Here is a 23599-nt window from a genome sequence, read left to right as displayed (position 1 = left end):
CTGCTGCTGACCGGGGCCAGCGCGGCCCTGGCGCAGGACTGCGACAAGGTGGTCCTCACCGAGACCGTTTTGGCGGGCGACACGTCCCGGGCGGCGGGGCTGTCGGTGACCGCATCCTCCCACTGCCGCGACCATCTGTTGTGGGAGAGCCGCTTTTCCGTGGGGCGGCTGGAGGAACTGGAGACGGATTTTTCCCTTTCGCAGGAGAACGTGCTCGACGGCTACCGCACTTCCGATTTCGCCGGCGACTGTCTCTCCCTCTCCTTTTTTGAGGGCGGGATCAGCTCCAGCGGCTCGTTGGAAGACGCTGTCGCGGAGGACGTCATGCTGCAAAGCATATTCGCGCTGGCCAAGGACGTGGCCAGCCGGGCCGAGCCCGGCGGCGAGCACACCGAGACCGTCGACCTTGCGGCGTATTACGAGTACGTTCCCCTTTATGCCGATCTTTACGGCATCCCCGGAGTTACACCGGAGAAGGAACTGGCGCTGACCCGACTGCTCCAGGACTATTTCCGCATCCCCGTGCCGGAAGGCTGGCTGCTGGAGATCACCGTGGAGACCCTTTCCGACGGCTCGCTCTGCGGCGTCAGCATCAACAGCCTGGAGCGGCAGCTGGACCTGTACGGCGACAGCGTCCAGACCGGCGACAGCATCCTGTTTGTATCCCCGCTCCGCTTCAGCGACGGGAGCGAGCCGGACCTGAGCCGGATCCCCGGCGGCCGGGGGATCTACCGGCTCTCCGGCCTCGCGGCGCAGGAGTATACCCTCTCCACCGCCTACTCCCTGCCGGAGCAGGCCGTGCCCGTCCGTTTCTGGGCGGAGGAGGAGGCGCTCTTCCTCCTGACCCAGGAAGAGGGCGTTCTCCGTCTGCGGATACTGGACCCCGAGACCGTGACCGTGCGGCAGACCCTGGACCTGCTCCCCTGGGGTGAGGACAATCCCTTCTGCTCCGTATACCGGGGCGACGGCTTCTTCGTGCCCATCACGCAGAGCGAGTCCGCCCGGCGGCTGGCGGTGGTGGAGCAAAGCGGCGCGGGCGCCTGGCAGCGGAACTTCGTTGCGGATTGGAGCCTCCAGAAGGAACGGGATTGCTATCTGTCCGGATCAGTCAACCACGTGTCTATGGCCTGGGACGGCGTACGGCTGGCCGTCTCCGGCAGCTGGGGCGATCGGGGATCCTGGGGCAACAGCTTCTATCTGGCGGTCTATACCCGCGAAGGCCTGACGTTCCTGGCCGCCTATGAAAACAGTCTGGACGGCAATTCCGTCTCCGGCGTGAACATGTGCCAGCCCCGGTACTACCGCCCCCGGGTTCTGACCTGGGAAGCAGGCGCGTAAAATCCCCCTCCTGCGGCGAGGCCAGACGCGGCCTCGCCGCTTTTTAAGAAGGCCGCGGCCCGCCGGGGCCTTAGGGACCCCCGCCGGGGCTTTTGGGACAAGCTGACCCTTGACAAACCCGGACGGTTGGGCTAAAATAGTCGCAATCACATCCTTAAAGGCAATGATGGGAAGAAGACATGACCCGTCCCGCTCAGAGAACCGGTGGTTGGTGCGAACCGGCGCGGGGAGCCATGTGGATACTGGTCCCTGAGCCGCCCGCCTGAACTTGCGTAGGGCGGGCCGTCCGGCCCCGTTACCGGCCACGGCCTTGTTGGAGGCCAACGAGCGTCCGCCGGAAACGGCGGGCGGAAGCAGGGTGGTACCGCGTAAGTTTACGCCCCTGACCATTACGGATGGTCAGGGGCGTTTTTTGCACCCTGACCGAGCTTGACAGGAGGAATCCCCATGAAACCGGCACAAGAAAAGTACATCCCCTTCGTCCCTCTCAAACGGCCCCGGCGCGCCTGGCCCGACCGGGAGCTGAAAGCGCCCCCCATCTGGTGCTCCGTGGACCTGCGGGACGGCAATCAGGCTTTGATCGATCCCATGAACGTGGAGGAGAAGCTGGAGCTGTTCCACACGCTGGTGGACATCGGCGTCAAGGAGATCGAGGTGGGCTTCCCCTCCGCCTCCGAGACGGAATATGAGTTCATCCGCACCCTCATCGAGGGGGGGCATATCCCCGACGACGTGACCATTCAGGTATTGGTCCAGGCCCGGGAGCATCTGATCCGCAAGACCTTTGAGGCCATCGACGGGGCCAAGCATGTGATCTTCCATTTTTACAACTCCACCTCTACCCTTCAGCGGAAGGTGGTCTTCCACACCGACGTGGCGGGGGTAAAGCAGATCGCCGTGGACGCCGCCCAGCTGATCCGTACGCTGTCCCAGCCCGCCCTGGACGCGGGGATGGACCTGCGGTATGAGTATTCCCCCGAGTCCTTCATGGGCACTGAGATGGACGCCGCCGTGGAGATCTGCCAGGCCGTCATCGAGGCGCTCCACGCCACGCCGGAGCGCAAGGTCATCCTCAACCTGCCCACCACGGTGGAAAACTGCATGCCCAACTACTTTGCCGATGAGATCGAGTATTTTATCGAAGCGCTGCCCTCCCGCGACTGCGCCGTCATCTCCCTGCATCCCCACAACGACCGGGGCGAAGGCGTCGCCACCGCCGAACTGGGCCAGCTGGCGGGCGCCGAACGGGTGGAGGCCACCCTCTTCGGCAACGGCGAGCGCACCGGCAACGTGGACATGGTCACCCTGGCGCTGAATCTGTATACCCAGGGCGTGGATCCAAAGCTGGACTTCTCCGACATCAACCGAATCCGGGACGTGTACGAGCGGGTCACCAAAATGAAGATCGGCGAACGGCAGCCCTATGTGGGCGAGCTGGTGTTCACCGCCTTCTCCGGTTCGCATCAGGACGCCATCAACAAGGGCAGCCGCTATATGCAGGAGAGCGGCAGCGAGTATTGGGAAGTGCCCTACCTGCCCATCGATCCGGCGGACGTGGGACGGCAGTACGAGCCCATTATCCGCATCAACAGCCAGTCCGGCAAGGGCGGCGCCGCCTTTGTCATGCAGCACAATTTCGGCTTTGATCTGCCCAAGAACATGCATCCGGAGTTCGGCCACATTGTGCAGCTGGAGACCGACCGCGTAGGCAAGGAGCTCCCGGCCCAGCGGGTCTACGAGCTGTTCCGGGAGGAGTACATCGACGCCGATTCCCCCTATCAGCTGGTACGGCATTCCTTTGCGGAATTTACCGATGAGGACGGACACTCCCACGTGACCTTCGCCGGCACGCTGCGGCATAAGGAAACCGTCTTCCAGGTCAACGGCTCCGGCAACGGTCCCATCGATGCTTTTTTCAACGCCATCCACGGTCAGAAGATGGACCGCTTCACCTTTGTGGACTACAAGGAGCACGCCATCAAGCAGGGCTCCGACTCCCAGGCGGTCTCCTATATCCACCTCAAGGACCAGGCCGGAAAAGACTGGTTCGGCGTTGGGATTTCCCACAACATCAACCTGGCCCCCCTCAAAGGCATCCTCTCCGCCATCAACCGCGCCGTACGGCACGGAGAGTAGGGGCCGCCCCGCCCTTCTTCCCCCACGCTTCACAATTTTTTGTCTTCCGCACGCTGCAAAAAACAGCTGAATTCCCTTTGACCTGGATAAAGCCTTCTGTTTATGATAGGTAGAAATCAAATATCGGCAATCAGCGACACATGTGGCGCTATGCGCGTAAATCTGATCACGGTACGCAGTTGCAGGCATGTGTGGGGATACTTTTACAGCGCATGCGTACGCATGCGCTGTTTTTTTGTAGTCAAGACCACCCATGAAAGGGGTGGTCTTGACTACATGATGCCAGGGCAGCCGTCAGGCCCGGTAGGCAAGGATCACATATTCCCAGTGCTCAAGATTCTCCGCTTTGGCGGTATCATGGCTGCGCAGGAACTGCCCCACCTGCTCCATCAAGATCCGCCGGTCCTCGGGCGAGAGGTGGAGGACCCCGGAGAGCATCGCCCCGTACTCCGAAAGCTCGTTCTCATTATGCTGCTGGGCGGCGGCCAGGAAGCGGCGGAACGCGCCGTCCACCAGATTGGCCGCCAAGGCCTCCCGTTCCCCCTGGAATCCGTCGTTGCGCCCCATCTGGAGCTGTACTTCCACGTCGGCATCGCGGTAATAGGTGACCTCCATATCGCCCGCCCGGGCATGGTGATCCACCTCCACCACACCGATCTCCTCCAGTTTTTTGAGATGATGCTGCACCGCGGCCGGGGAAAGATACAGCCTGTCCGCCAGATCCTTGGCCGTCAGCGGCACCTCTGACAGGCGCAGCAGCCGGATCATCTCCTGCCGGACCGGATTTGTAAAGATCTTGATCTGCTTGCGTTCTTCCAGCACGATGCTCCTGCGTGCCATACCGACCGCCCCCTTTATTTGTTAAAAGGATAACATATCCGCTGCTCCCCTGCAAGGCGCAGATGCAAAAAAACCGTCCCGGCGCGCCTTTTCGACATGCCGGGACGGTCTTTGCGCTTTACGCCTCCGGGACCGGGGGCTGAAGGCCGATCAGCTCCTCCACCGGCAGAGAGAACAGGATGCCCCTGGCCTCAGTGGTGAGTCCCGCCGCCCGGTGGATGGCCACCATCAGCTCGTGCTTCTGGGCCTGCGGCGTCAGAATGGCCACCACCTCCTTTTCCGGCTGGAGGGTAAAGCCCAGCAGGTTTTCCGTGTCCTCCATGCCCACACGCCGGGCGTGGAGGACCGTACCGCCCCGGGCGCCCTCCTCCCGTGCGGCATCCATCACGGTATCCAGGCTTCCACGGTTCACCACCGCCAGAATGAGCGCATATCGGTTGGCCGTTTCCATCTCCATCTCCTCCTTACATTCCGTTTCCCGCTGCGTCTCGTCCGCCTTGCACAGCACCTGGGGCACCATGCCGCTCACGCCCGACAGGGGGACCGTGAACAGGATCCCGCGGCCGGGACTGCTGAAATCGAAGCGCTGATTGGCCAATTCCATGACCCGCCGCACGCGGTGGGCGGGGACCAGGGTAATGACCACGTCCTTCTCCGTCTCGGACAGGCCAAAGTAATCCAGTATCTTGGAATTGGCGGTGCCCAGCCCCATGCAGAGGTAGTCGAAATGCAGGCGCTGTTCCCGGTACAGGCTCACCGCAGCGGCACCCTTCCCCCGGTCTACGATGGTCACCAGCATTTTCAGCACGGACAGATGGTTCTGACTCATCAGAGCTCCACCTCCTCGTTGTAATCAATGATCTCGTCCACAAACTCGATCTCCCGCTCCTCCGCCTGGGTCACATCGCGGGTGCGCCGGATCTTTCGCTGATAGATCAGACCCAGCAGCTGGATGGTGATCAGCGGCGTCATCGCCACCATCGCCACCACGCCGAAGGCGTCGGTCAGGATGTCCCGGCCCAGGGCCTCGCATGCGCCCATGGTCAGGGGCAGCAGGAAGGTGGCCGTCATGGGACCGGAGGCCACGCCGCCGGAGTCGAAGGCGATGGCGGTGAAGATCCGGGGCACGCAGCGGGTCAGGAGCAGCGCGACGGCATAGCCGGGTACCAGGAGATAGTAGATCGGAATGCCCAGACATACCCGCAGCATCGCCAGACCGATGGAGACCGCCACGCCGATGGACAGCGCCAAGCCGATGGCCTTCTGCGGAATGGCGCCGCTGGTCACATCTTCCACCTGCCGGTTGAGCACATGCACTGCCGGCTCGGCAGCTACGATAAAGTAGCCCACCACCATGCCGATGGGCACCAGCATCCAGTACTGGGGCAGCGCAGCCAGCGTCGTGCCCAGATAATAGCCCGCAGGCATAAAGCCGATGTTTGCGCCGGTCAGGAACAGGACCAGTCCGACGTAGGTATATCCGATGCCCACGATAATCTTGATGACGGCACGGCGCTTGAGCCTGATGGAGGCGAGCTGAAACACCGCGAAGAAGAGGATGATGGGCAGCAGCCCCAGCGCCACCTCTTTCATGTAGTCGGGCAGGCCCTGTAAAAACTGGGCGCCCACGTCCTGCGAGTCAAATACGCTGGGGATGGCAAAGGGGGTGTAAGAGACCTCGGTAGACTGATAGCACAGGCCCAGGAGCATGACCGCCAGGATGGGGCCCACGCTGCACAGCGCCACCATACCGAAATTGTCCTCATCCCGCCCCTTGATGCTGGCCATGCCGGTCCCCAGCGCCATAAGGAAGGGCACCGTGATGGGCCCCGTGGTAACGCCGCCGGAATCGAAGGCCACCGCCAAAAACGCATTGGGCACAAAGATGGAGAGCAGGAACACCCCGGTGTAGAGCGCGATCAGGGTGGGTCCCAGGGGCAGATTGAACCGGGTGCGCAGCATGGATACCACCAGAAACACGCCTACGCCGGCCGCCACCGCCAGTATGATCACCGCGTCAGGGACGGCCGGAACCTGCCGGGCCAGCACCTGCAGGTCGGGCTCGGCAATCGTGACCATGGCGCCGATGAGAAAACAGATGACCGCCACGGCGATCAGCTTCCACCTCCCGCCCAGCTTGCGGCCCATCTGTTCCCCGATGGGCATCATGGCCATGTCGGCACCCAGGGAGAAAAATCCCATCCCCACGATGAGCATCGCCGCCCCCAACAGAAAGAGCAGCAGCGTTCCGATCGGCATAGGCGCCAGGGTAAAACTCAGTAAAAGCACGATCACCGTGATCGGCAGGACCGATGAAAGTGCCTCTGAAATCTTTTCCTTTAGTTTTTTTCGCATAGATGCACCTCGCTTTCGTTCTCAGGTTTTCCCCGCCTCGCGTTCCACTTCGCCCCGCTCCCCCCAAATTCCCATATCTGTGCACCTCCCTTCTTTTGAAAATGCGGCCGCCAGTCCATATTCGGGCCGGGGCCGCATGCGTCGTTCTTCTCTTTCTTGTTTAGTTTAACATACTTTTCCATCCAGTTGTGTAAAGAAAGCGTTACAATTTCAATGCGAAATAAATCTGTGCCGGGGATCCATGGCGTCCCGCAGACCATCCCCCACAAACTGAAGGCAGAGCACCGTCAGCACGATGCACAGCCCCGGCGGCAGCCATACCCACGGCCGTCCGGTGAGCACCGACAAGCCGGAGGCATACTGGATCAGGTTGCCCCAGGAGGCCTGGGGCGTGCGGATCCCGACCCCCAGGAAGCTCAGGCTGGATTCGGACAGGATGGCCCGGCCCACCCGCAGGGGCAGCGCTGCCCACACCGGGGAGACCGCGTTGGGCAGCACGTTGCGCCGCAAAATCGTGGCCGTGCTTCCGCCCAGCGCCTGTACGGCGACGATATACTCCTGTTCCCGCACCGCCAGGGTATTTCCGTAAACCAGCCGGGCAATGCCCGTCCAGCCCAACAATCCGATGACCAGGATCAGATTGACCACCGAGGGGCCCACCAGGGCCACCAGGCACAGGACCAGAACAATGCTGGGAAAGGTTTGAAACAGATCTGCCAGACGCATGATCCAGAACTCCCACGTTCCCCTGCGGTATCCCGCGATCAGGCCCAGCGGCACGCCCACCGCCACGCTCAGCCCCGCCGCGGCAAAGCCCACCAGCAGGGAGATCCGCCCGCCGCAGACCAGCCGGGCGAACAGGTCCCGGCCCACATCGTCGGTCCCCAGCCAATGCGTCCCCGAGGGCGCAGCCCAAAAGCCCGCCTCCAAATCGCAGTAATTGGGCTCCAGACCCATCAGGGGCGGCAGCAGCACCACCAGCAGCGTCTCGGCCAGGAGAATGGCAAGACAGACCATGGCCCTCCGGTCCCGCCGCAGCCGGACCCAGGCCCCATAAACCGCCCGCCGCCTATCCATGGCTGCACCCCGCGGCATACCGCACTCTGGGGTCGACCAGGCCGTAAATCACGTCCAACAGCAGATTGGTCAGCAGCACCGCCAGGGCAATGACCACCGTCACCCCCATGACGACCGGATAGTCCCGGCTGAGAATGCCGGAAAACAGCAGACTTCCCATGCCCGGCCAGCCGAACACCCGCTCCACCACCACAGAGCCGCCGATGATATGCGGGATATGGGTCAGCACAGTGGTGAGCACCGGGATCAGCGCGCCCCGGAACGCATGGCGGACCATAACGGCCCGGTCATTCAGGCCCTTGGCCCGGGCCGTCGTGATATAATCCTCGCCCAGCGCCTCCAGACAGGCCGAACGGGTCTGTTTGATGAGCCCCCCCAATCCGCTGACGCAAACTACCCCGGCGGGCAGGACCAGATGCCGCATCAGGTCGCCCAGGCCGGAAAAGGAGCCCGAGGCATACATTCCATGGCTGGGCAGCCAGCCCAGCACCACGGAAAACAGAAAGATCCCCGCCAGACACAGAAAAAAGCCCGGTACGCCGAAGCTGACCAGACTTAGGGCAGACGCGGCCTTATCCCAACCGGAGCGGGGCTTCCAGGCCGCCAGGACTCCCAGCGGCAGGGCGATGCCAACCGCCAGCAGCACCCCGGTCCCGGTCAGCAGCAGGGACGGAACAACGCGTTGGGCGATCAGGGCGGAGACCGGTTTTCCGCTGGCGTAGGAAGTCCCCAGATCTCCCCGCAGCAGATCCAGCAGCCAAGCGGCGTACTGCGCCGGCAGGGAGCGGTCCAGGCCCAGATAGGCCTCCACCCGCGCGGCCTGGCCGGCCGCGCGGGCACTCCCCTCGCCCGCCAGATCCACGATGGAGCCGGGGGCCAGGTGCAGCAATAAAAATACGATCAATGTGATCCCGAAGAAAACGGGTATGGCCGTCACAAGACGGCCGCGCAGATAACGGCCCATGTGTTTCTTCCTCCTGCACTTCCGGCCTCGGGGCGAGGCACGGGCCGCATGGGACGGCGGCCCTACGGAGGTCCTCTTTTTTACGGTTTGACCCAATCCCAGACGTTCTCGTTGGAAAAGCTGGACGACGGGTAATCGATGCCCTCCACCGTGGGGGACTGGACGTGGAGCGCCCTGCCGAACCACAGTGGGATGAAGGGGCGCTCGCCGGCCAGAAATTCCTGGAACCGCTCCACCAGGGCCTGCCGGACAGCGGCGTCGGCCGCCCCCTTAATTTCGGAAAAATAGCTGGCATAGGGCGCCAGATCCGCCACGTGGAAGATATTGTTGCCTTCGCTCAGGCGGCTCTCCGTGAACCACAGGGGCAGCGCGCCTGGCGTATGGCTTGCGATGGCCATATCATAGCTTCCATCTACCATCCCGGAAAACATGGTCGCGGAATCCACCGTTTCGATGAGCACTGTAATCCCCACCTCGGCCAGCTGCTGCTGCATCAGCGCCGCCAGACCGGAGCGGTTGGCGGTACAGGCGAGCTTGTAGGTCTGTCCGGCGTAGCCCCCCTCTTCCAGCAGAGCACGGGCCTGCTCCACATCCCGGCTCCAGGTCACCGGGGCGGTATAGCCGGTTCCGGGCGTCAGGTCGGTGGCGGTAGGCTCCCCCATGCCCTGGGTGGACTGGAGACAAAGGCTCTGCTTATCCAGCGCCAAATCCATGGCCCGGCGCACCTGCGCGCTGGCGATGGTCTCGTTATTGAGCATCAGCTCGAAGAAGGTGTTGGGCACTTCCCCTTCCAGCACCGTCAGGCCCGCCTGGCGGGCCAGTTCGGCGTCCTCCACCGACACGCTGCCGCCGAAGGCGTAATAATCCAGGTCTCCGGCAATGAGTGAGGTCAGCAGATTGGATTTGTCCATCACGGTAATGACCAGGCGGTCAAAGCCGGGCGCGCCCAGCGGATAATCCGGATTGGACGCGAGCACCAGCTGGCTGCCGGCCGTCTCGGAGACAAACTTGCAGGGCCCGGAGCCCACAGGGGCGTTCCACAGCTCCAGAGACAGCACGTCTTCCGGCGCGCTCTCCCCCAGCAGGTGGGTGGGCAGCACATAAAATTCCCGGTTCCGGTCCAGCAGGAAGTCTTCCGGCGTGGTGGGCGCCTTGAAGGTAAGCTTGAGGGTGTAGGGCTCCACCGCTTCTACGCCCAGGCGCTCCCCGGTCGCTGCGCCGGTATCGTCGGTCCCGGCCAGCACCGCGAAGACCGAACGCCCCGGAGCGGGACAGTCCGGGTCCGTCATCAGGGTGATGGTCTGCACCCAGTGCTCCGCCGTAACGGGGGTGCCGTCATGGAACGCGGCGGCCTCATTCAAGCAAAACAGCGCGGCATAGCCTCCATCGGCGCTCTCCCAGGACACGGCCGCACGGGCATCCAGGGTGCCGTCCGCATGGACGTAGGCCAGGCGGTCATAGAGCTTGTCATAGATAATGCGGGAATAGTTGCTTCCCGACGGGCTGTTGTAGGGCATCAGAGAATCCCATGCGTTGGACAGCCCGTAGCGGACCACCCGCTCTTCCGCCGGCGTCTCCATCGGTGTCGGTACCGGCGTTTCCGCTGCCGGAGTGCATCCCGCCAGCAACAGCGTCAACGTCAGCAGCAGGGACAAGATCCGTTTCATTCCACCGCGCTCCTTTCCGTGCCAGACATGCCAAATGCCCGAAAACGACCCACCGGGCCATTTTCAGGCATTTGCACGGCTTGCTTTCGCCTGTTATTATAACCGCATTTTTCCCGGAGTGCAAGGGCGGATTCTCCGGCGCTAGCTCTGGCTCTCCCGAAGCGCATTTTTCCGCTGCCGCGCCTCGTCCATCATCTGATGCAGGCACTCCAGCGCGTCGGACAGCCCGCCGATCCGGTCGATCAGTCCAATGGCCACCGCCTGTTCTCCATAAATGACACTGCCGATGTCAGCGGCCAGCTCTCCGGTCTGGAGCATCATTTTCGTAAAGGTATCTCGCCTGACAGCGCTGTTTTTGGTGACAAACTGGATGATCCGCTCCTGGATCCGTTCGAAATAATTGAACGTCTGGGGGACGCCGATGACCAGCCCGTTCAGACGCACCGGGTGGATGGTCATCGCCGCCGACGGCGCGATAAAGGAGCGCTTGGCGGATACCGCCAGCGGCACCCCGATGGAGTGCCCGCCTCCCAGCACCAGGGAAACCGTGGGCTTGGACATGCTGGAGATCAGCTCCGCGATGCCCAGCCCCGCCTCGATATCGCCCCCCACGGTATTCAGCAGCACCAGCAGGCCGTCCACCTCGTCGCTCTCCTCAAGGGCGGCCAGCAGGGGCATCACATGTTCGTACTTGGTCGTCTTGGCCGTGGGCGGCAGCAGCTGATGCCCTTCCACCTGCCCCACGATGGTCAGGGTATGGATCGTCCCCCGCTCGGTCTTGATCGTAGCCGACCCCATATCCACCAGCTGCTGCTGACGCTGCGAGGAGTCGCTGTTATCCTCACTGCCGGTCTCGGCTGTCGGTTTCGTCTCATCCATCGGTATGCCTCCCCGTTTCATTTGACTCAGTTTGCCCGGAACAGGGGAAAATCATCCGTCTTTTTGCGGAAAGGGGTTGACGCTTCCACTGCGTCGGATGTCATCCTGAGGCCGGGAAATGGAGGCGCAAGGATAAAAATGAAAGCGGTATGCGCGCCACCGGCCTGAGCGAGCGCGCCGTGCGCTTCTAGGGCATTGCCGCATCATTCGACGCGTGCGGATCGGCGCGAAAATTTGTGCCGCAAAAAGGCGCAAAACCGCAGGAATACTTTGTGTATTGCAAGGTTTTGCAACGCATTTGTGGGGCAGATTGGCCGCCAAGACGTGCGTGGGGAATTGTGCGGTGATGCCCTAGGTCCAGGAAAAGCGGCCGGCCCCTCCGGCGCGGCAGAAAAACGGGCGTACCTGGTTGGATTTTTCCAACGCGGGCTTGGAATGTCTGAAACCCATCGCCACCCTGGAACGCGCTCTTGTTCGGTATGGGTTTGGCTGCGCTCAGCGTATGGATGGTCCCCATGCTCTGCCGGGCGGCGGCGCTGGCCGTCTGCCTGGTCCTGGGCAGTACGCTGGGAAAATGGATTGCCGGGCGGCTTGACCTCTGGATGGGCCGGCGCCCCGCGCCTGCGGGTGTGGATTCTGCGGGGCCCCGTCTGCGGCCGGGAGCCCCGGAGAAACTTTCTCCGGGGCTCCCGTTTTTTCTTTACTTTGCCTCGTAGACCGCCTTCATGCCCTTATCGCTCCTATAAGCAGACTCGCTGCACCTCATTACGGCAGCTCCGTCAGCCACCGGCCCGGCAAGGCCCTTCCGCCTTCCAGCGGGATATACCAGTATCCCACTGAGATGGCGGTCACCTGCTCCGGCTCCACCGGATCGGGATACGTCCAGCAGTCCTGATAGTAGCCTTCCTCATCATAGACATTGCTCCTTCCGCGCTCTATCGTCATATGGCTTCCATCGGCCAGATAGACGCTCAGCGGAAAAACGGACAGATCGCCCCGTTTCTCGTTCTCCGGGAGGCGAAGATCCAGGGCAGCGCTCATGGCGGTGAGTGTGAGCGTCTCCACTGGCTTTCCACTGATGGTTTGCCCCACGGTCACCGTGCGCTCGGGCAGGATGTTCAAGGGGAAGGTCAGCTCCCAGTCCCCTTCGATACGCTCTTTCGTACCGATCCATCCCTCCAGGTTGAGCTCTTTGCCTTGATAGATCTCCTTCGGCAGATATTCCTCAGCGATCATATCCGTATAAAAGTTCATACGGTAATCCACGTACCGGTTGCCCTTGTATGTAAAATGGTTGTTGACGGCGTTCCTGACCCCATCGGACGGGCCCACCGACCATATCTCAATGCCGGGATAGAACTCCCACTCCGGGACCTCGTAGCCGTCCATCACCTTGATCTGGATGTGGAGCCGCCCCTTCTCATCAAATCCCATGGAAGACAGAGTAAAACCAACTGCTCCCTCCAGCTCCATGGGAGTCTGTTCAGGGACCAGCGCGACTCTGTCGTCATCGGTACCGCGGGAGTGCTCCTCCGGGAGCCGGAACTCCTTCAGCACGTTGTCCGGCTCCAGCAGCTCCACAGGTAGCGGGACGCCCTCAAAGTTCTCCCCGCCCCATACCTCGTTGATGGTAATGGTGGCCGTGCCGTCCTCATTGCGCGGACCTCTCGCCTCACTGCCCAAGGCACCCTCTGCCAGCAGGGTTCGCTTCTCCGGGTCATAGGCGGCGGAATATGCCACGAAGTTCATATGGGTGTCCGCCGTCAGCCGGTCCCCCGTCAGGTCTTTTACTTCCAGATAGTATTTCCCATTGTTCCCGTCCGCGATAGCCTTGACCACAGTGATCTGAATTCCCTGATCCGTAACAGTGACCCCGTTCACCGTCTGGGCATAGCCTCCAAACCCGCCCAGCAGGCCCTCCAGCGCGTCCCGCAGGGTCGGTGATACTGCCAGAGCGGTCACTGCCAGCGCAGCGCACAGGGCGGCGGCTATCAGGGTCGTGCGCAAAGTCCACTGCCGCTTCTTCATATCCTTTTCTCCTTTCAGTTCCGCCAGAATCGCGTCCCGCCGGGCCCGACTCAGGGTAAGCCCCGCCAGCTCCCGATCCAGGCGGTCAGCCTGACGCATGTGCTTCATTATGCCCGTCCCCTTCTTCCAGTTTTACACGGAGCATTCCTCTGGCCCTGGACATACGCATACGTACCGCATATTCCGAGCAGCCCAGGGCTCCGGCAATCTCTTTGACGCTCCACTCCTGGTAATAGTAGAGGGTCACCACTCCCCGGTACTTGACCGGCAAGCTCATCACCGCGCGGGCCAGGGTATCGTCCTCCGGCTCCGGACCCGGCACCGCACAGTCCTCCAGTGCCTCCACGGGGGCGCGGCGGCGGCGCCACGGGCTGCGCAGATAATCCTTGCATACGTTCACAGCAATCCGAGTCAGCCATGTCTCTGGTAAGCAGTCCCCCCGAAAACGCTCTTTTGCCTGCAGCGCCCGCAGAAAAGTGTCCTGTACCGCGTCCTCTGCGGAATGCACATCTCCCAGGTACAGGGCGCAGGTACGCAGCAGCCGGTCCCCGCAGTGCTCCACCATGCGCTCCAGATCCAGTTCTCCGTCCTGCATGTTCTCCCCCCTTTCGTTCTCTGACCATTTGACGAAACAGCTCAGCCAAGTATAACAAAATATGACAAAGCCCCGGAGAAATTTTCTCCGGGGCTCCCGTTTTTTCGTTACTTTGCCTCGTAGACCGCCTTCATGCCCTTATAGGTCATATAGCAATCCAGCTTGGAAACGGTCTCAAAGGGCGCGTGCATGGAGAGCACGGGCACTCCCGCATCCAGGGTGTCGATATCCCGCTGGGCCATATAGCAGGCCACCGTACCGCCGCCGCCGGCGTCCACCTTGCCCAGCTCGGCCATCTGCCAGGCCACGCCGGCCTCGTCCAGCACCTTCCGGGCATAGGCCACGACCTCGGCGGAAGCGTCGGATGCCCCCGACTTGCCGCGGGCGCCGGTATACTTGCAAAGGCCCATGCCGTAATTGATGCGGGCGCTGTTGCGCTTTTCGTATACATCGGCAAAGTTGGGGTCGAAGGCCGCCGTCACGTCGGCGGAGAGGCAGAAGGACTTTTCATAGCAGACCTTCAGGGGGACCCGCTGCACGTCGCACAGGTCGCTCACGAAGGTATCGAAGGCGGCGGACTGCATGCCGGAAACGCCCTCGGAGCCGATTTCCTCCTTGTCCGCCAGCATGCACACGGCGGTGCGCTCCGGCGTACCCAGGTCCAGCAGCGCGGCCAGCGCCGCAAAGGCGCACACCCGGTCGTCGTGTCCGTAGGCGCCGATCAGGGAGCGGTCAAATCCCACGTCCACAGCCTTGAACGCAGGCACTGCGACAAGCTCTGCGGAAATGAAGTCCTCTTCCACGATGTTGTATTTCTGATTCAGAAGGTCCAGGATGGCCAGCTTTACCCGCTCCGAGCCCTCGTCATCCTTGAACGGCCGGCTGCCCACCAGCAGATTCAGGCTTTCGCCGGGGATGGCTTCGCCCAAGGGCTTTTTGGACTGCTCGGCCCCCAGGTGGGGCAGCAGATCGTCCACCGTGAACATCGGATCGCCGGGGGCCGCGCCAATGGCCACCGTGAGCTTGGAGCCGTCCTTCCGGGCAATGACGCCATGGAGCTCCAGCGGGATGGTCACCCACTGATATTTCCGGATCCCGCCATAATAATGGGTCTTGAGAAACGCCAGCTCGCTGTCCTCGTACAGGGGATTCTGCTTCAGATCCAGACGGGGCGAATCGATGTGGGCCGCACCGATGTTCACGCCCTCGCTCATCGGACGGCTGCCCAGTACGGCCAGCATGAGGGCCTTGCCCCGGTTCACCCGGTAGACCCTGTCGCCGGGCTGGAGCGCCATCCCGCGGATAAACGGCCGAAACCCCTTTGCCTCGGCCAGGCGTACCGCCTCATCGACGCATTCCCGCTCCGTCTTGCCCGCGTCCAGAAACTTTTTATAGTCCTCACAGTAGACGTTCATATCCGTCTCTTCTCCGGCACTCAGACGGTCATAGCCATTCTTGGGCCGGTAGAGCAGCGCGTCCCGCCGCAGCTCACCGGGCGTTTTTTGCTTTTCTTCCATATCGTATTGCCTCCTTACTTGCTCTTTCCATCCACTTTATCATGGAAATATGAACATTTCAACCTGCGCCGTCCAGTATTTTCCGGAACAGGGCCAGCGCCTCGGCCCGAAACTGCTCCCGTGTCTTGCTCCCGTCGTTTTCCAGGATATAGCCGCAGTGGGTCCGAAAAAAGTCCTCTTTCTGCTGGGCCTCCACCCGCCGGCGCGCGTAATCCTCCGGTATGCCTTCCCGCGCCATGATGCGCCGTATGCGCACCTCCGGCGGCGCCAGCACCCCCACCACTGCTTCACAGCGCCGGGCTGCGCCGCTTTCCACCAGGGCGATGGCGTCGATGGCCGCTGCGGGCCGTCCCTGCGCTTCCGCCTGGGCGCACAAGCGCTCGATCTCCGCCAGAATGAACCGGTGCGTGATGCCGTTCAGCTCCGCCAGGGCTGCGGGGTCCTGAAAGACCACGTTTCCCATCCGCTTTCGGTCTAGTTTGCCCGCTTTGTCCAGAATCTCTCCGCCAAAGCGGTCGGTCAATGCGCTGCGCAGGGGCGCGCTGCTCTGGAGCAAATCGTGATAGACCGCATCTGCATCGATGACGCAGGCCCCCAATTCCTTCAGCGCATCCAGCGCCGTGGTCTTCCCCGCCCCTGTGGGGCCGGTGATCCCGATGCGCTTCATGATCTTGCCGCACCTCCTTCATCGGACGGCCTCCCGCACGAGGTCCGCCCCCCGTCTGTACGCGCACAAGCAGCTCCGCCCGGCGCCGGGCGGCCGGGCGGACTCCGTCTTCTCCGGCAGCCGCGCCGCAGCCGTCTGCAGCGCGGCTGCTACGCCTCTACGATATGGAAGCCTGCCGCCTTGTTCAGGCGGTTCGCCACGGCAAGACCGATGCCCGCCTCATCGGGGCACATGGCCCAAATGTGCTCCACGTCGGTCTCGTCAAAATAGCGCAGCGCGTCAAACACGCGCCTGGCCTGCTCCGCCGGGTCGTCGGCGGGGCCGATGGGCTCCACCGGATGCCCTGCGTACAGGGGGACAAATTCCGTAAAGCAGATGACCCCCTCGCCTTCGCTCAAATGGCGGCGAATATAGCGCGCCGCGTCGGCCGGCGCTCCCTTCACCACCGTTACCGGGGCCTTGGGGGCGTAGTGCCGGTACTTCATGCCCGGGGCGCGGGGATGCTCGTCCTCTCCCATCTGCCGCCGGACCGCCGGGTCCACTGCCACCTCGCCCAACACGGCTTCCAGCTCCTCCAGGGTGACACCGCCCGGCCGCAGCAGCCGCGGGGGCGTAACGGTCAGATCCACAATGGTGGATTCCACCCCCACAGAGCATGGGCCGCCGTCCACGATTCCGTCGATTTTTCCGTCCATATCCTCCAGCATATCGGCCGCGCTGGTAGGGCTGGGGCGGCCGGAGGTGTTGCCCGAGGGGGCGGCCACCGGCACTCCGGCGGCCGCGATGATGGCCCTTGTGACCATATGGTCCGGGCAGCGCATTCCTACCGTATCCAGCCCGGCGGTCACCCGGTCCGGGACGGCGGGCTTGCGCTTCAGGATCATGGTCAGCGGGCCGGGCCAGAAGCGTCCCGCCAGGGTATAGGCCACGCCCGGGACGTCCGCGCAGTAACGCTCCAGCCAATCCGCCGAGGGGACGTGGAGGATCAGCGGATTATCCTGAGGGCGGCCTTTTGCCGCAAAAATACGCGCGACCGCCTCCGGGTCCAGGCCGGTGGCCCCCAGGCCGTACACCGTCTCGGTGGGAAGGCCCAGCAGGCCGCCCCGGCGCAGGACCGCCGCGCCCTCCGCCACCTGGTCGGGCCGGAATTTCTCTGTTTTCACGCTCATTCGCCTCACGATCCCAGTCTCAGCGGCGCCCGCGGCGGCCCAGGCAGGCCTGCACCAGAGTGAGCACACCCGCCGCCAGGGTCGCCGCACCGGAGACCGCCTGTAAAATTCCAATGGCTTTCTTCATCGTTTTCCGCTCCCTTTTCTATTCATAGATCCCCACCGATACGCCTGCCAATTCGATGGCGGTCCCGGCCGGGAACTGATTTTGGCGCAGGTAATGCTTTACCGCCAGAATGCCGTATTTGGGATTCCGGCGCTCGTCCTCCAGTTCCAGCTCCACATAGCCGCCCTCCGCAGACTGCCCGGAGCCGGTGAGCCAGCCGTCGTCCTCCAGGACTTCGTCCAGTCCGCGTTTCAGGCCGTCCAGGTCCATGCCGTCCGGCAGGCCTTTGAAATGAATGATCAGTTCCATTTTGCGTTCTCCTTATTTGCGTTGCCGGGCACGGGCCGACGGGCTCCCGCCGCGGCAATGGAATCAGCGTTTTTCCGCCTGGCTGTTTTTTAGCTTTTCCGCCTGTTCGGCCGTGGTCAGGCCGTCAATGATCTCGTCCAGATCGCCGTTCATGACGCTCTCCAGTTTGTAGAGAGTCAGGCCGATGCGGTGGTCGGTGAGGCGCCCCTGCGGAAAGTTGTAGGTACGGATGCGCTCGTTGCGCATCCCGGTACCCACCTGGCTGCGGCGCTGATTGGTCACCGCATCCTCCTGTTCGCGTACTTTCTCCTCATACAGGCGGGAGCGCAGCAGCTGCATGGCCTTGTCCCGGTTCTGGAACTGGCTGCGCTCCTGCTGGCATTCCACCACCGTGCCGGTGGGCCTGTGGATCAGGCGCACGGCGGAAGAGGTCTTGTTCACATGCTGTCCCCCCGCGCCGGAGGAGCGGAAGACCTGCATTTCGATATCCGCCGGGTTGAGCTCGAAGTCCACCTCGTCCACCTCGGGCAGCACCGCCACCGTGGCGGTAGAGGTATGGATGCGCCCGCCGGACTCGGTCTCAGGCACACGCTGGACCCGGTGGACGCCGCTTTCGAACTTCAGGCGGGAATAGGCCCCGTCCCCCTCTATCGTAAAGCAAATTTCCTTTACCCCTCCAAGCTCCGTCTCGTTGAGCGAGTCCACCTCCACCTTCCAGCGGCGGGCATCGGCATACATGGAATACATGCGGAACAGGGAGTGCGCGAACAGGGCCGCTTCCTCCCCGCCCACACCGGCCCGGATCTCCACAATGACGTTTTTATCATCGTCAGGGTCCCGCGGCAGCAGAAGGATCCGGATCTCCTCCTCCAGCCGTTCCAGGTCCGCCTTGGCCGCGGCGTACTCCTCCTGGGCCAGTTCCTTCATATCCGCATCGCTCATGAGGGCCGCGGCGTCGGCCAGATCGTTCTGCCTGCGGCAGTAGTCCCGGTAGGCCCGGACAACCGGCTCCAGCTCCCGCTGCTCCTTGTTGAGCCGGGCGACCAGAGCGGGGTCGGCATAGGTCTCTCCCGCCCCCAGACGGGCTTCCACGTCGGCAAAGTGCAGGTCCAGCTGACGCAGTTTTTCCATCATATCCAAACTATATCACCTATCAAAGAAAAAAGACTTGGCCAGAGCCAGGGGCTCCCGGAAGAACATCTGCACCCGGGAGGGAAGGTGGGAGCAGGGCGCCGCCAGGGTGGAGAGGGTGTACGTCCCCGGCCAGGCCCTCTCCCACAGCAGCTTGATCCGTCTCAGGTGGAAATCGCTGGACACCAGAAGGAATTTCCCGGACGGCTCCAGCGCGCCGGACTGGTACAGCTCCAGCGTATACCGGATGTTCTGCCAGGTATTGCTGGAGCGGTCCTCCAGAACGATCCGCTCCCCGTCCACCCCGTGCCCGGTCAGATAATCGTACATACATTGGGCCTCGGACACATGTTCGTCGTCCCCCTGCCCGCCGGTGACCACCACAGTGAGATCCGGATGACCTTCCAGGTAATCCAGGGCGGTATCCAGCCGGTCCCGCAGCAGAGCGGAGGGGCCGTCCGGCTTTACCTGGCAGCCGAAGATGACCATGATCTCCGGCTGCCCCTGGATCTGAGTCCGGCCGCCGCTGAGCACAACGGCCTCCAGCACGCCGAAGGCAACCAACGCCGCCAGCAGCAGCAACGCCGCGGCCCTCCGCCAAACCGGCCTGCGGCGTCCCGCATAGGGACGGCAATCCTGTTTCCTCCTCATGCCTGGGCCTCCTCCAGCTCGGCGGCCAAACGCTCCCAGTTGGTATAGAGGGCAGCGATCTCCTCCTCCAGGGCCTTCTGTTCGTCATAGACCTTCTGCAGCTCCAGGTAGTTGGAGGCCACCTCCTCGGCCTTCTGCACCAGTTCGTACTGCCGTTCCTCCGCCTTGGCCACCGCCCGCTCCGCCGCGGCCACCTGTTTTTCCAGCTCCTTGGTGCCGCCGGAGCGCTTCTTCTGGGGCTTCGGCTCCTCTTTCGGAAGCGGGGATGGGGCGGCTTTGCCGTCCCGATTGGTCCCGGCACGCTCCCGGGCGGCCTGGAACTGCTGATAGGTACCGTCAAAATCAGTGATCCGGCCGTTCTCCAGCATCCAGATACGGGTGGCGAAGCGATTGATAAAGTAGCGGTCATGGGACACGAAGAGCAGGTTGCCCTCATACGCCTCCACCGCCGCCTCGATCCACTCCCGGCTGGCCACGTCCAGGTGGTTGGTGGGCTCGTCCAGAATGAGCAGATTGATCTGCTCATCCATGAGCATGCAAAGGCGCAGGCGGCTCTGCTCCCCGCCGGAAAGGGCGGAGACCGGCTTGAATACGTCCTCCCCCCGGAAGTTGAACGCAGCCAGCCGGTTGCGGGCGGTCTGGGTGCTGCAGTCCTGATCATAAATCATGGTGTCCACCAGGTTGCGCTCCGGGTGGGAAAACTGGATGATCTGAGGCAGATAGCCGATCCTGACCGTGGGCCCCATGCGCAGCCTGCCGCTGTCCGGCTCCTCTTCCCCCAGGATGATCTTGACAAGCGTGGATTTTCCGGTCCCGTTGTCCCCCAGCAGGGCGATGCGCTCGCCCCCCACTACCTCCAGATCCACATGCTCGAACAGAGTGCGCCCGTCAAAGGATTTTTTGAGGTCCTGAATGGTGAGCACCTCATCCCCCCGGAACTCCCGCTCCCCAAATTTGATGTCCAGGCGGCGTTCCTTGGTGGGTCTGTCGGTGGTACGCAGGCGCTCGATGCGCTTTTCCATGGAAAAGGCCCGCTTGTGGAGCTTGTCCGCCCCCATGAAGGCCCACAGGTGGAGCTTGTCCGCCGCTTCCTGGAGCTGTTCGATCTTGGCCTGCTCCTTCTCGTACTGCTTCAGCCTCTCCTGATAGCGGCGCTCCTTCTCTTCTACGTAAAAGCTGTAGTTCCCCTCGTAGAACTCCGCCTTGCCGTTCTGGATCTCAATGACCCGTCGGACCACCCGGTCCAGAAACCAGCGGTCGTGTGAGATGGCCAGGACCGTACCCTTATAGCGGTCCAGATAATCCTCCAGCCATTCGGTGGCGTGCAGGTCCAGGTGATTGGTGGGCTCGTCCAGCAGCAGGATATCGGTATCCTCCAGAATCAGCCGGGCCAGATTCACCCGGGTCTTTTCTCCCCCGGACAGGGAGGAAAAGAGCTGCTCCCGCATTTCCCGGGAAATCTCCAGGCCGCTGCACACCTTATTGAGTCCGGTGGCCGTATCATAGCCTCCCCCCGCCTCAAAGGCGGCGGACAGGACGCCGTAACGCCGGAGTAGCGCGGGGTCGGGATCATGCTCCATCCGTGCGGTCAATTCCGACATCTCCCGCTCCATCGCATGGAGCTTGTCAAACGCGGTAAGCAGCACATCCTCCACCGTATACCCCGCCGGATAGATCGGAATCTGGGAGATGAGGCCCACGCCCTTGCCGGGCGCCACCATTACCTCGCCTTCGTCCGGCTCCAGTTGGCCGGTCAACAGCCGGAACACCGTGGTCTTGCCCGCGCCGTTCCGGCCCAGAAGGCCCACCCGCTCTCCCTGATCCACCTGGAAAGAGAGCCCGTCTAAAATTCGTTTGCCTACCTCGAACTCCTTGACCAGGTTCGAGACGGAAATATCGATCATCTTGTTTACTCCCGATACACGTTTGTGGTATGATACCCTCATCTTGATAAGGGGAAACACAAAGGATTGGAGGCTTTCCTATGGATGCCATTCGCTGGGAAGGAAATACCCTTTACTTACTGGATCAGACTAAGCTGCCCGTCACAGAGGTGTGGCTGGCTTACCATGACTGGCGCGCGGTGGCCGAGGCCATCCGCACCATGGTAGTGCGGGGCGCGCCCGCCATCGGCATTTCCGCCGCCTACGCCTACGCCCTGGCCGCGCTGGCCGGCGGGGATCTGTGCCAGGCCAAAGCCGGTCTGGCCGCCAGTCGCCCCACCGCGGTCAATCTCTTCTGGGCCCTGGAGCGTATGGAGCGCAAGGCTTCCGCCTGCGGCGGAAGTTCGGATGCCCTCATCGCGGAGGCCAAGGCCATCCACGCCGAGGATGTGGCGATGTGCAGGGCCATGGGCGCTTACGGGGCCGCCGTGGTACCGGAGCACGCGCGCATCCTCACCCACTGCAACGCCGGAGCTCTGGCAACCGGCGGGTACGGCACCGCTCTCGGGGTCATTCGCGCCGCCCATGAGCAGGGTAAAGTGGCGATGGTTTACGCCGACGAGACCCGCCCGCTGCTCCAGGGGGCCCGCCTGACGGCCTATGAACTGGTCGCCGACCATATCCCCGCCACCCTGATCGCCGACAACATGGCGGCCGCTCTTATGGCCAGGGGGGCGATCGACCTGGTGGTCGTGGGATGCGACCGCATGGCGGCCAACGGGGATTTCGCCAACAAGATCGGGACCTATTCCGTGGCGGTGAACGCCCACTATCACGGCGTCCCCTTCTATACCGCCCTGCCTTCTTCCACCATCGATCTGTCCCTGAGCGACGGCAGCCAGATCCCCATCGAGCAGCGGGATAAGGACGAAGTACGCGCCCTCGGCGGCGTACAGACCGCGCCTGCGGGCGTGGAGGTCTATAATCCCGCCTTCGATGTGACGCCCCATACGCTGCTGACCGGCGTTATCACGGAGCGGGGGATCGTCTATCCGCCCTTCCGGGAAAATCTGGCCAAGCGCTTCGGCTGACGCGCGGCGGCGGGGACGAGCCGGCGTCCTGCGGGATTTCCGCGCAGGACGCCGGCTTGTTCCCGCCGCGTTTCATACCGGTCCGGTGATACCCAGCAGGTATTCCACCAGCTCCTCCATGGCCATCCCCCGGGATGCTTTGACCAGGATCGTGGCATTGGGCCGTACCATGCCGTCCAGAACGGGCTTGGCCGCTTCCTTTGTCCTGCAGTAGTAGCACTCGGGAACCGGCGCGGCCTGGGCCGCGTCGTAGATATGCTTTGCCAGTTCCCCCACCGCCACCAGGCAGTCGATGCCCGCCTTGCCCAAATACTCCCCCACACCCGCGTGGAGGGCGGGAGCCAGAGGGCCCAGTTCAAACATATCGCCCAGCACAGCCACCTTATAGTCTGCGTTGGTGCCGGAGAGAACCTCCACCGCCGCCCGCATGGACTGGGGATTGGCATTGTAGGCATCGTTGAGGATGGTAATCCCGTCGGCGCGATGAAGAATATTCATGCGCATTTTCGTGGGCGCAAAGTGGAGCACGCCGGAGGCGATCTCCCGGGCGCTCAGCCCAAAGTGCTCCCCTACGGCGGCGGCCATCAGGGTCGGGTAGATCATGTGCTCTCCCAGCGCAGGGATCTCCACATTAAAATCGCTGTGAGGGGTTTTGACTTCACACTTCAAATGACTGCGGCCATCGCTCTCCAGATGAAGGGCACGGTAGTCCAGCGCCTCCCCGGCGCCCACCAGCATGCAGGGATAAGGCAGCTGCTCCGGCAGGGTGCGCAGCAGCGGATCGTCCCCGTTGAGCACCACGAAGGCGTCGGAGCGGGCATGGCGGAAGATCTCGCTTTTCGCCTCCAGGATCTTTTCCCGCGAGCCGAAATGCTCGATGTGGGAGTCTCCGATGTTGGTCATCAGCACCACATCCGGTTCCACGATGGCGGAAAGATAATCGATCTCCCCGGCGTGGTTCATGCCCAGCTCCAGCACGGCGATCTGATGCTCCCGGTTCAGCCGCAGCAGTGTCATGGGCACGCCGATTTCATTGTTGAGGTTGCCCTCGGTCTTGAGGACCTTGTACTTCTCTCCCAACACGGCGGCTACCATATCCTTGGTCGTGGTCTTCCCCACCGAGCCGGTCAGGGCCACCACCGGGATGGAGAACTTCTTTTTATAATACTTTGCCAGATCCCGCAGGGCCTTCTGTG

20 protein-coding genes and 1 other annotated feature are annotated in these 23599 nt (G+C 62.8%); of the genes, 3 read left to right on the top strand and 17 right to left on the bottom strand.

All coding sequences use genetic code 11. The annotated features are described in order from the left end of the window. Nucleotides 1-1338, top strand: a 1338-nt coding sequence (locus tag MR825_RS10335) for a hypothetical protein (protein ID WP_287880621.1), incomplete at its 5' end; no start/stop codon positions are given. Between the two features lie 154 nt (nucleotides 1339-1492). Further along, nucleotides 1493-1725 (top strand) — a binding site (T-box leader). Between the two features lie 60 nt (nucleotides 1726-1785). Further along, nucleotides 1786-3474, top strand: a complete 1689-nt coding sequence (gene leuA, locus MR825_RS10330; protein WP_287880619.1) for a 2-isopropylmalate synthase — start codon at nucleotides 1786-1788, stop codon at nucleotides 3472-3474. Between the two features lie 294 nt (nucleotides 3475-3768). On the opposite strand, the gene MR825_RS10325 is transcribed toward leuA, so the two are convergent. From MR825_RS10325 to abc-f, 16 genes are all read right to left on the bottom strand, one after another. Beyond that, nucleotides 3769-4314: an ArsR/SmtB family transcription factor gene (locus MR825_RS10325; protein WP_256174990.1), complete on the bottom strand. Its 546-nt coding sequence runs from the start codon at nucleotides 4312-4314 to the stop codon at nucleotides 3769-3771. A 118-nt stretch (nucleotides 4315-4432) separates the two neighbouring features. Further along, the gene (locus MR825_RS10320) at nucleotides 4433-5143 is read right to left on the bottom strand and encodes a transcriptional regulator (RefSeq protein ID WP_186907308.1); all 711 of its coding nucleotides are present in this window, start codon (nucleotides 5141-5143) and stop codon (nucleotides 4433-4435) included. Then, complete coding sequence (locus MR825_RS10315; RefSeq protein ID WP_186907307.1) at nucleotides 5143-6669, bottom strand: DUF1538 domain-containing protein; 1527 nt, start codon at nucleotides 6667-6669, stop codon at nucleotides 5143-5145. The genes MR825_RS10320 and MR825_RS10315 overlap by 1 nt, the downstream gene beginning before the upstream one ends. A gap of 210 nt (nucleotides 6670-6879) precedes the next feature. Next, on the bottom strand, nucleotides 6880-7746 hold the full coding sequence (locus tag MR825_RS10310; protein ID WP_186907306.1) for an ABC transporter permease: 867 nt from the start codon (nucleotides 7744-7746) through the stop codon (nucleotides 6880-6882). Continuing rightward, on the bottom strand, nucleotides 7739-8710 hold the full coding sequence (locus tag MR825_RS10305; RefSeq protein WP_186907305.1) for an ABC transporter permease: 972 nt from the start codon (nucleotides 8708-8710) through the stop codon (nucleotides 7739-7741). The genes MR825_RS10310 and MR825_RS10305 overlap by 8 nt, the downstream gene beginning before the upstream one ends. Nucleotides 8711-8790: 80 nt before the next feature. After that, the gene (locus tag MR825_RS10300; RefSeq protein WP_287880617.1) at nucleotides 8791-10377 is read right to left on the bottom strand and encodes an ABC transporter substrate-binding protein; all 1587 of its coding nucleotides are present in this window, start codon (nucleotides 10375-10377) and stop codon (nucleotides 8791-8793) included. A 141-nt stretch (nucleotides 10378-10518) separates the two neighbouring features. Further along, nucleotides 10519-11256 carry a ClpP family protease gene (locus tag MR825_RS10295; RefSeq protein WP_186907303.1) on the bottom strand — a complete coding sequence of 246 codons (738 nt, stop codon included), beginning with the start codon at nucleotides 11254-11256 and terminating at the stop codon, nucleotides 10519-10521. Nucleotides 11257-12021: 765 nt separating this feature from the next. Further along, a complete protein-coding gene (locus tag MR825_RS10290; RefSeq protein ID WP_287880615.1) occupies nucleotides 12022-13392 on the bottom strand; it encodes a DUF4179 domain-containing protein in 1371 nt (456 codons plus the stop codon). Further along, nucleotides 13370-13879: an RNA polymerase sigma factor gene (locus MR825_RS10285; RefSeq protein ID WP_287880613.1), complete on the bottom strand. Its 510-nt coding sequence runs from the start codon at nucleotides 13877-13879 to the stop codon at nucleotides 13370-13372. Before MR825_RS10285 ends, MR825_RS10290 begins: the two co-directional genes overlap by 23 nt. A gap of 107 nt (nucleotides 13880-13986) precedes the next feature. After that, a complete protein-coding gene (locus MR825_RS10280; RefSeq protein ID WP_186907300.1) occupies nucleotides 13987-15396 on the bottom strand; it encodes an aminopeptidase in 1410 nt (469 codons plus the stop codon). A 58-nt stretch (nucleotides 15397-15454) separates the two neighbouring features. Next, nucleotides 15455-16063 (bottom strand): dephospho-CoA kinase, encoded by a 609-nt coding sequence (gene coaE / locus MR825_RS10275; protein WP_186907299.1) that lies wholly within the window; start codon nucleotides 16061-16063, stop codon nucleotides 15455-15457. A 149-nt stretch (nucleotides 16064-16212) separates the two neighbouring features. After that, nucleotides 16213-17232: an L-threonylcarbamoyladenylate synthase gene (locus MR825_RS10270; RefSeq protein ID WP_441328115.1), complete on the bottom strand. Its 1020-nt coding sequence runs from the start codon at nucleotides 17230-17232 to the stop codon at nucleotides 16213-16215. Between the two features lie 145 nt (nucleotides 17233-17377). Continuing rightward, complete coding sequence (locus MR825_RS10265) at nucleotides 17378-17647, bottom strand: hypothetical protein (protein ID WP_186907297.1); 270 nt, start codon at nucleotides 17645-17647, stop codon at nucleotides 17378-17380. 63 nt (nucleotides 17648-17710) lie between these two features. Further along, nucleotides 17711-18781 carry a peptide chain release factor 1 gene (gene prfA, locus MR825_RS10260; protein WP_186907296.1) on the bottom strand — a complete coding sequence of 357 codons (1071 nt, stop codon included), beginning with the start codon at nucleotides 18779-18781 and terminating at the stop codon, nucleotides 17711-17713. A gap of 12 nt (nucleotides 18782-18793) precedes the next feature. Beyond that, complete coding sequence (locus MR825_RS10255) at nucleotides 18794-19429, bottom strand: YdcF family protein (protein ID WP_186907295.1); 636 nt, start codon at nucleotides 19427-19429, stop codon at nucleotides 18794-18796. After that, on the bottom strand, nucleotides 19426-21333 hold the full coding sequence (gene abc-f / locus MR825_RS10250; RefSeq protein WP_287880606.1) for a ribosomal protection-like ABC-F family protein: 1908 nt from the start codon (nucleotides 21331-21333) through the stop codon (nucleotides 19426-19428). The genes MR825_RS10255 and abc-f overlap by 4 nt, the downstream gene beginning before the upstream one ends. 80 nt (nucleotides 21334-21413) lie before the next feature. Between abc-f and mtnA the strand changes: the two genes are divergently transcribed. After that, nucleotides 21414-22403 carry an S-methyl-5-thioribose-1-phosphate isomerase gene (gene mtnA, locus MR825_RS10245; RefSeq protein WP_287880604.1) on the top strand — a complete coding sequence of 330 codons (990 nt, stop codon included), beginning with the start codon at nucleotides 21414-21416 and terminating at the stop codon, nucleotides 22401-22403. A 72-nt stretch (nucleotides 22404-22475) separates the two neighbouring features. On the opposite strand, the gene MR825_RS10240 is transcribed toward mtnA, so the two are convergent. Next, nucleotides 22476-23599 (bottom strand): UDP-N-acetylmuramoyl-tripeptide--D-alanyl-D-alanine ligase (locus MR825_RS10240; protein ID WP_287880602.1); only part of this gene is annotated, 1124 nt, incomplete at its 5' end.

This window comes from Lawsonibacter sp., assembly GCF_022777125.1.
GTDB lineage: Bacteria > Bacillota > Clostridia > Oscillospirales > Oscillospiraceae > Lawsonibacter_A > Lawsonibacter_A hominis.
The sequence above is the reverse complement of the archived record's forward strand: the minus strand, read 5'-3'. Positions and strand labels throughout refer to the sequence as shown.

Bases quoted from the DNA above. Each gene is read 5' to 3' on its own strand.
- leuA (WP_287880619.1), top strand. From the start codon at position 1,786: ATGAAACCGGCACAAGAAAAGTACATCCCCTTCGTCCCTCTCAAACGG.
- MR825_RS10300 (WP_287880617.1), bottom strand. From the start codon at position 10,377: ATGAAACGGATCTTGTCCCTGCTGCTGACGTTGACGCTGTTGCTGGCG.
- MR825_RS10310 (WP_186907306.1), bottom strand. From the start codon at position 7,746: ATGGATAGGCGGCGGGCGGTTTATGGGGCCTGGGTCCGGCTGCGGCGG.
- coaE (WP_186907299.1), bottom strand. From the start codon at position 16,063: ATGAAGCGCATCGGGATCACCGGCCCCACAGGGGCGGGGAAGACCACG.
- abc-f (WP_287880606.1), bottom strand. From the start codon at position 21,333: ATGATCGATATTTCCGTCTCGAACCTGGTCAAGGAGTTCGAGGTAGGC.
- prfA (WP_186907296.1), bottom strand. From the start codon at position 18,781: ATGATGGAAAAACTGCGTCAGCTGGACCTGCACTTTGCCGACGTGGAA.
- MR825_RS10320 (WP_186907308.1), bottom strand. From the start codon at position 5,143: ATGAGTCAGAACCATCTGTCCGTGCTGAAAATGCTGGTGACCATCGTA.
- MR825_RS10270 (WP_441328115.1), bottom strand. From the start codon at position 17,232: ATGAGCGTGAAAACAGAGAAATTCCGGCCCGACCAGGTGGCGGAGGGC.
- MR825_RS10265 (WP_186907297.1), bottom strand. From the start codon at position 17,647: ATGGAACTGATCATTCATTTCAAAGGCCTGCCGGACGGCATGGACCTG.
- MR825_RS10315 (WP_186907307.1), bottom strand. From the start codon at position 6,669: ATGCGAAAAAAACTAAAGGAAAAGATTTCAGAGGCACTTTCATCGGTC.
- MR825_RS10305 (WP_186907305.1), bottom strand. From the start codon at position 8,710: ATGGGCCGTTATCTGCGCGGCCGTCTTGTGACGGCCATACCCGTTTTC.
- MR825_RS10285 (WP_287880613.1), bottom strand. From the start codon at position 13,879: ATGCAGGACGGAGAACTGGATCTGGAGCGCATGGTGGAGCACTGCGGG.
- MR825_RS10295 (WP_186907303.1), bottom strand. From the start codon at position 11,256: ATGGATGAGACGAAACCGACAGCCGAGACCGGCAGTGAGGATAACAGC.
- mtnA (WP_287880604.1), top strand. From the start codon at position 21,414: ATGGATGCCATTCGCTGGGAAGGAAATACCCTTTACTTACTGGATCAG.
- MR825_RS10290 (WP_287880615.1), bottom strand. From the start codon at position 13,392: ATGAAGCACATGCGTCAGGCTGACCGCCTGGATCGGGAGCTGGCGGGG.
- MR825_RS10325 (WP_256174990.1), bottom strand. From the start codon at position 4,314: ATGGCACGCAGGAGCATCGTGCTGGAAGAACGCAAGCAGATCAAGATC.
- MR825_RS10255 (WP_186907295.1), bottom strand. From the start codon at position 19,429: ATGAGGAGGAAACAGGATTGCCGTCCCTATGCGGGACGCCGCAGGCCG.
- MR825_RS10280 (WP_186907300.1), bottom strand. From the start codon at position 15,396: ATGGAAGAAAAGCAAAAAACGCCCGGTGAGCTGCGGCGGGACGCGCTG.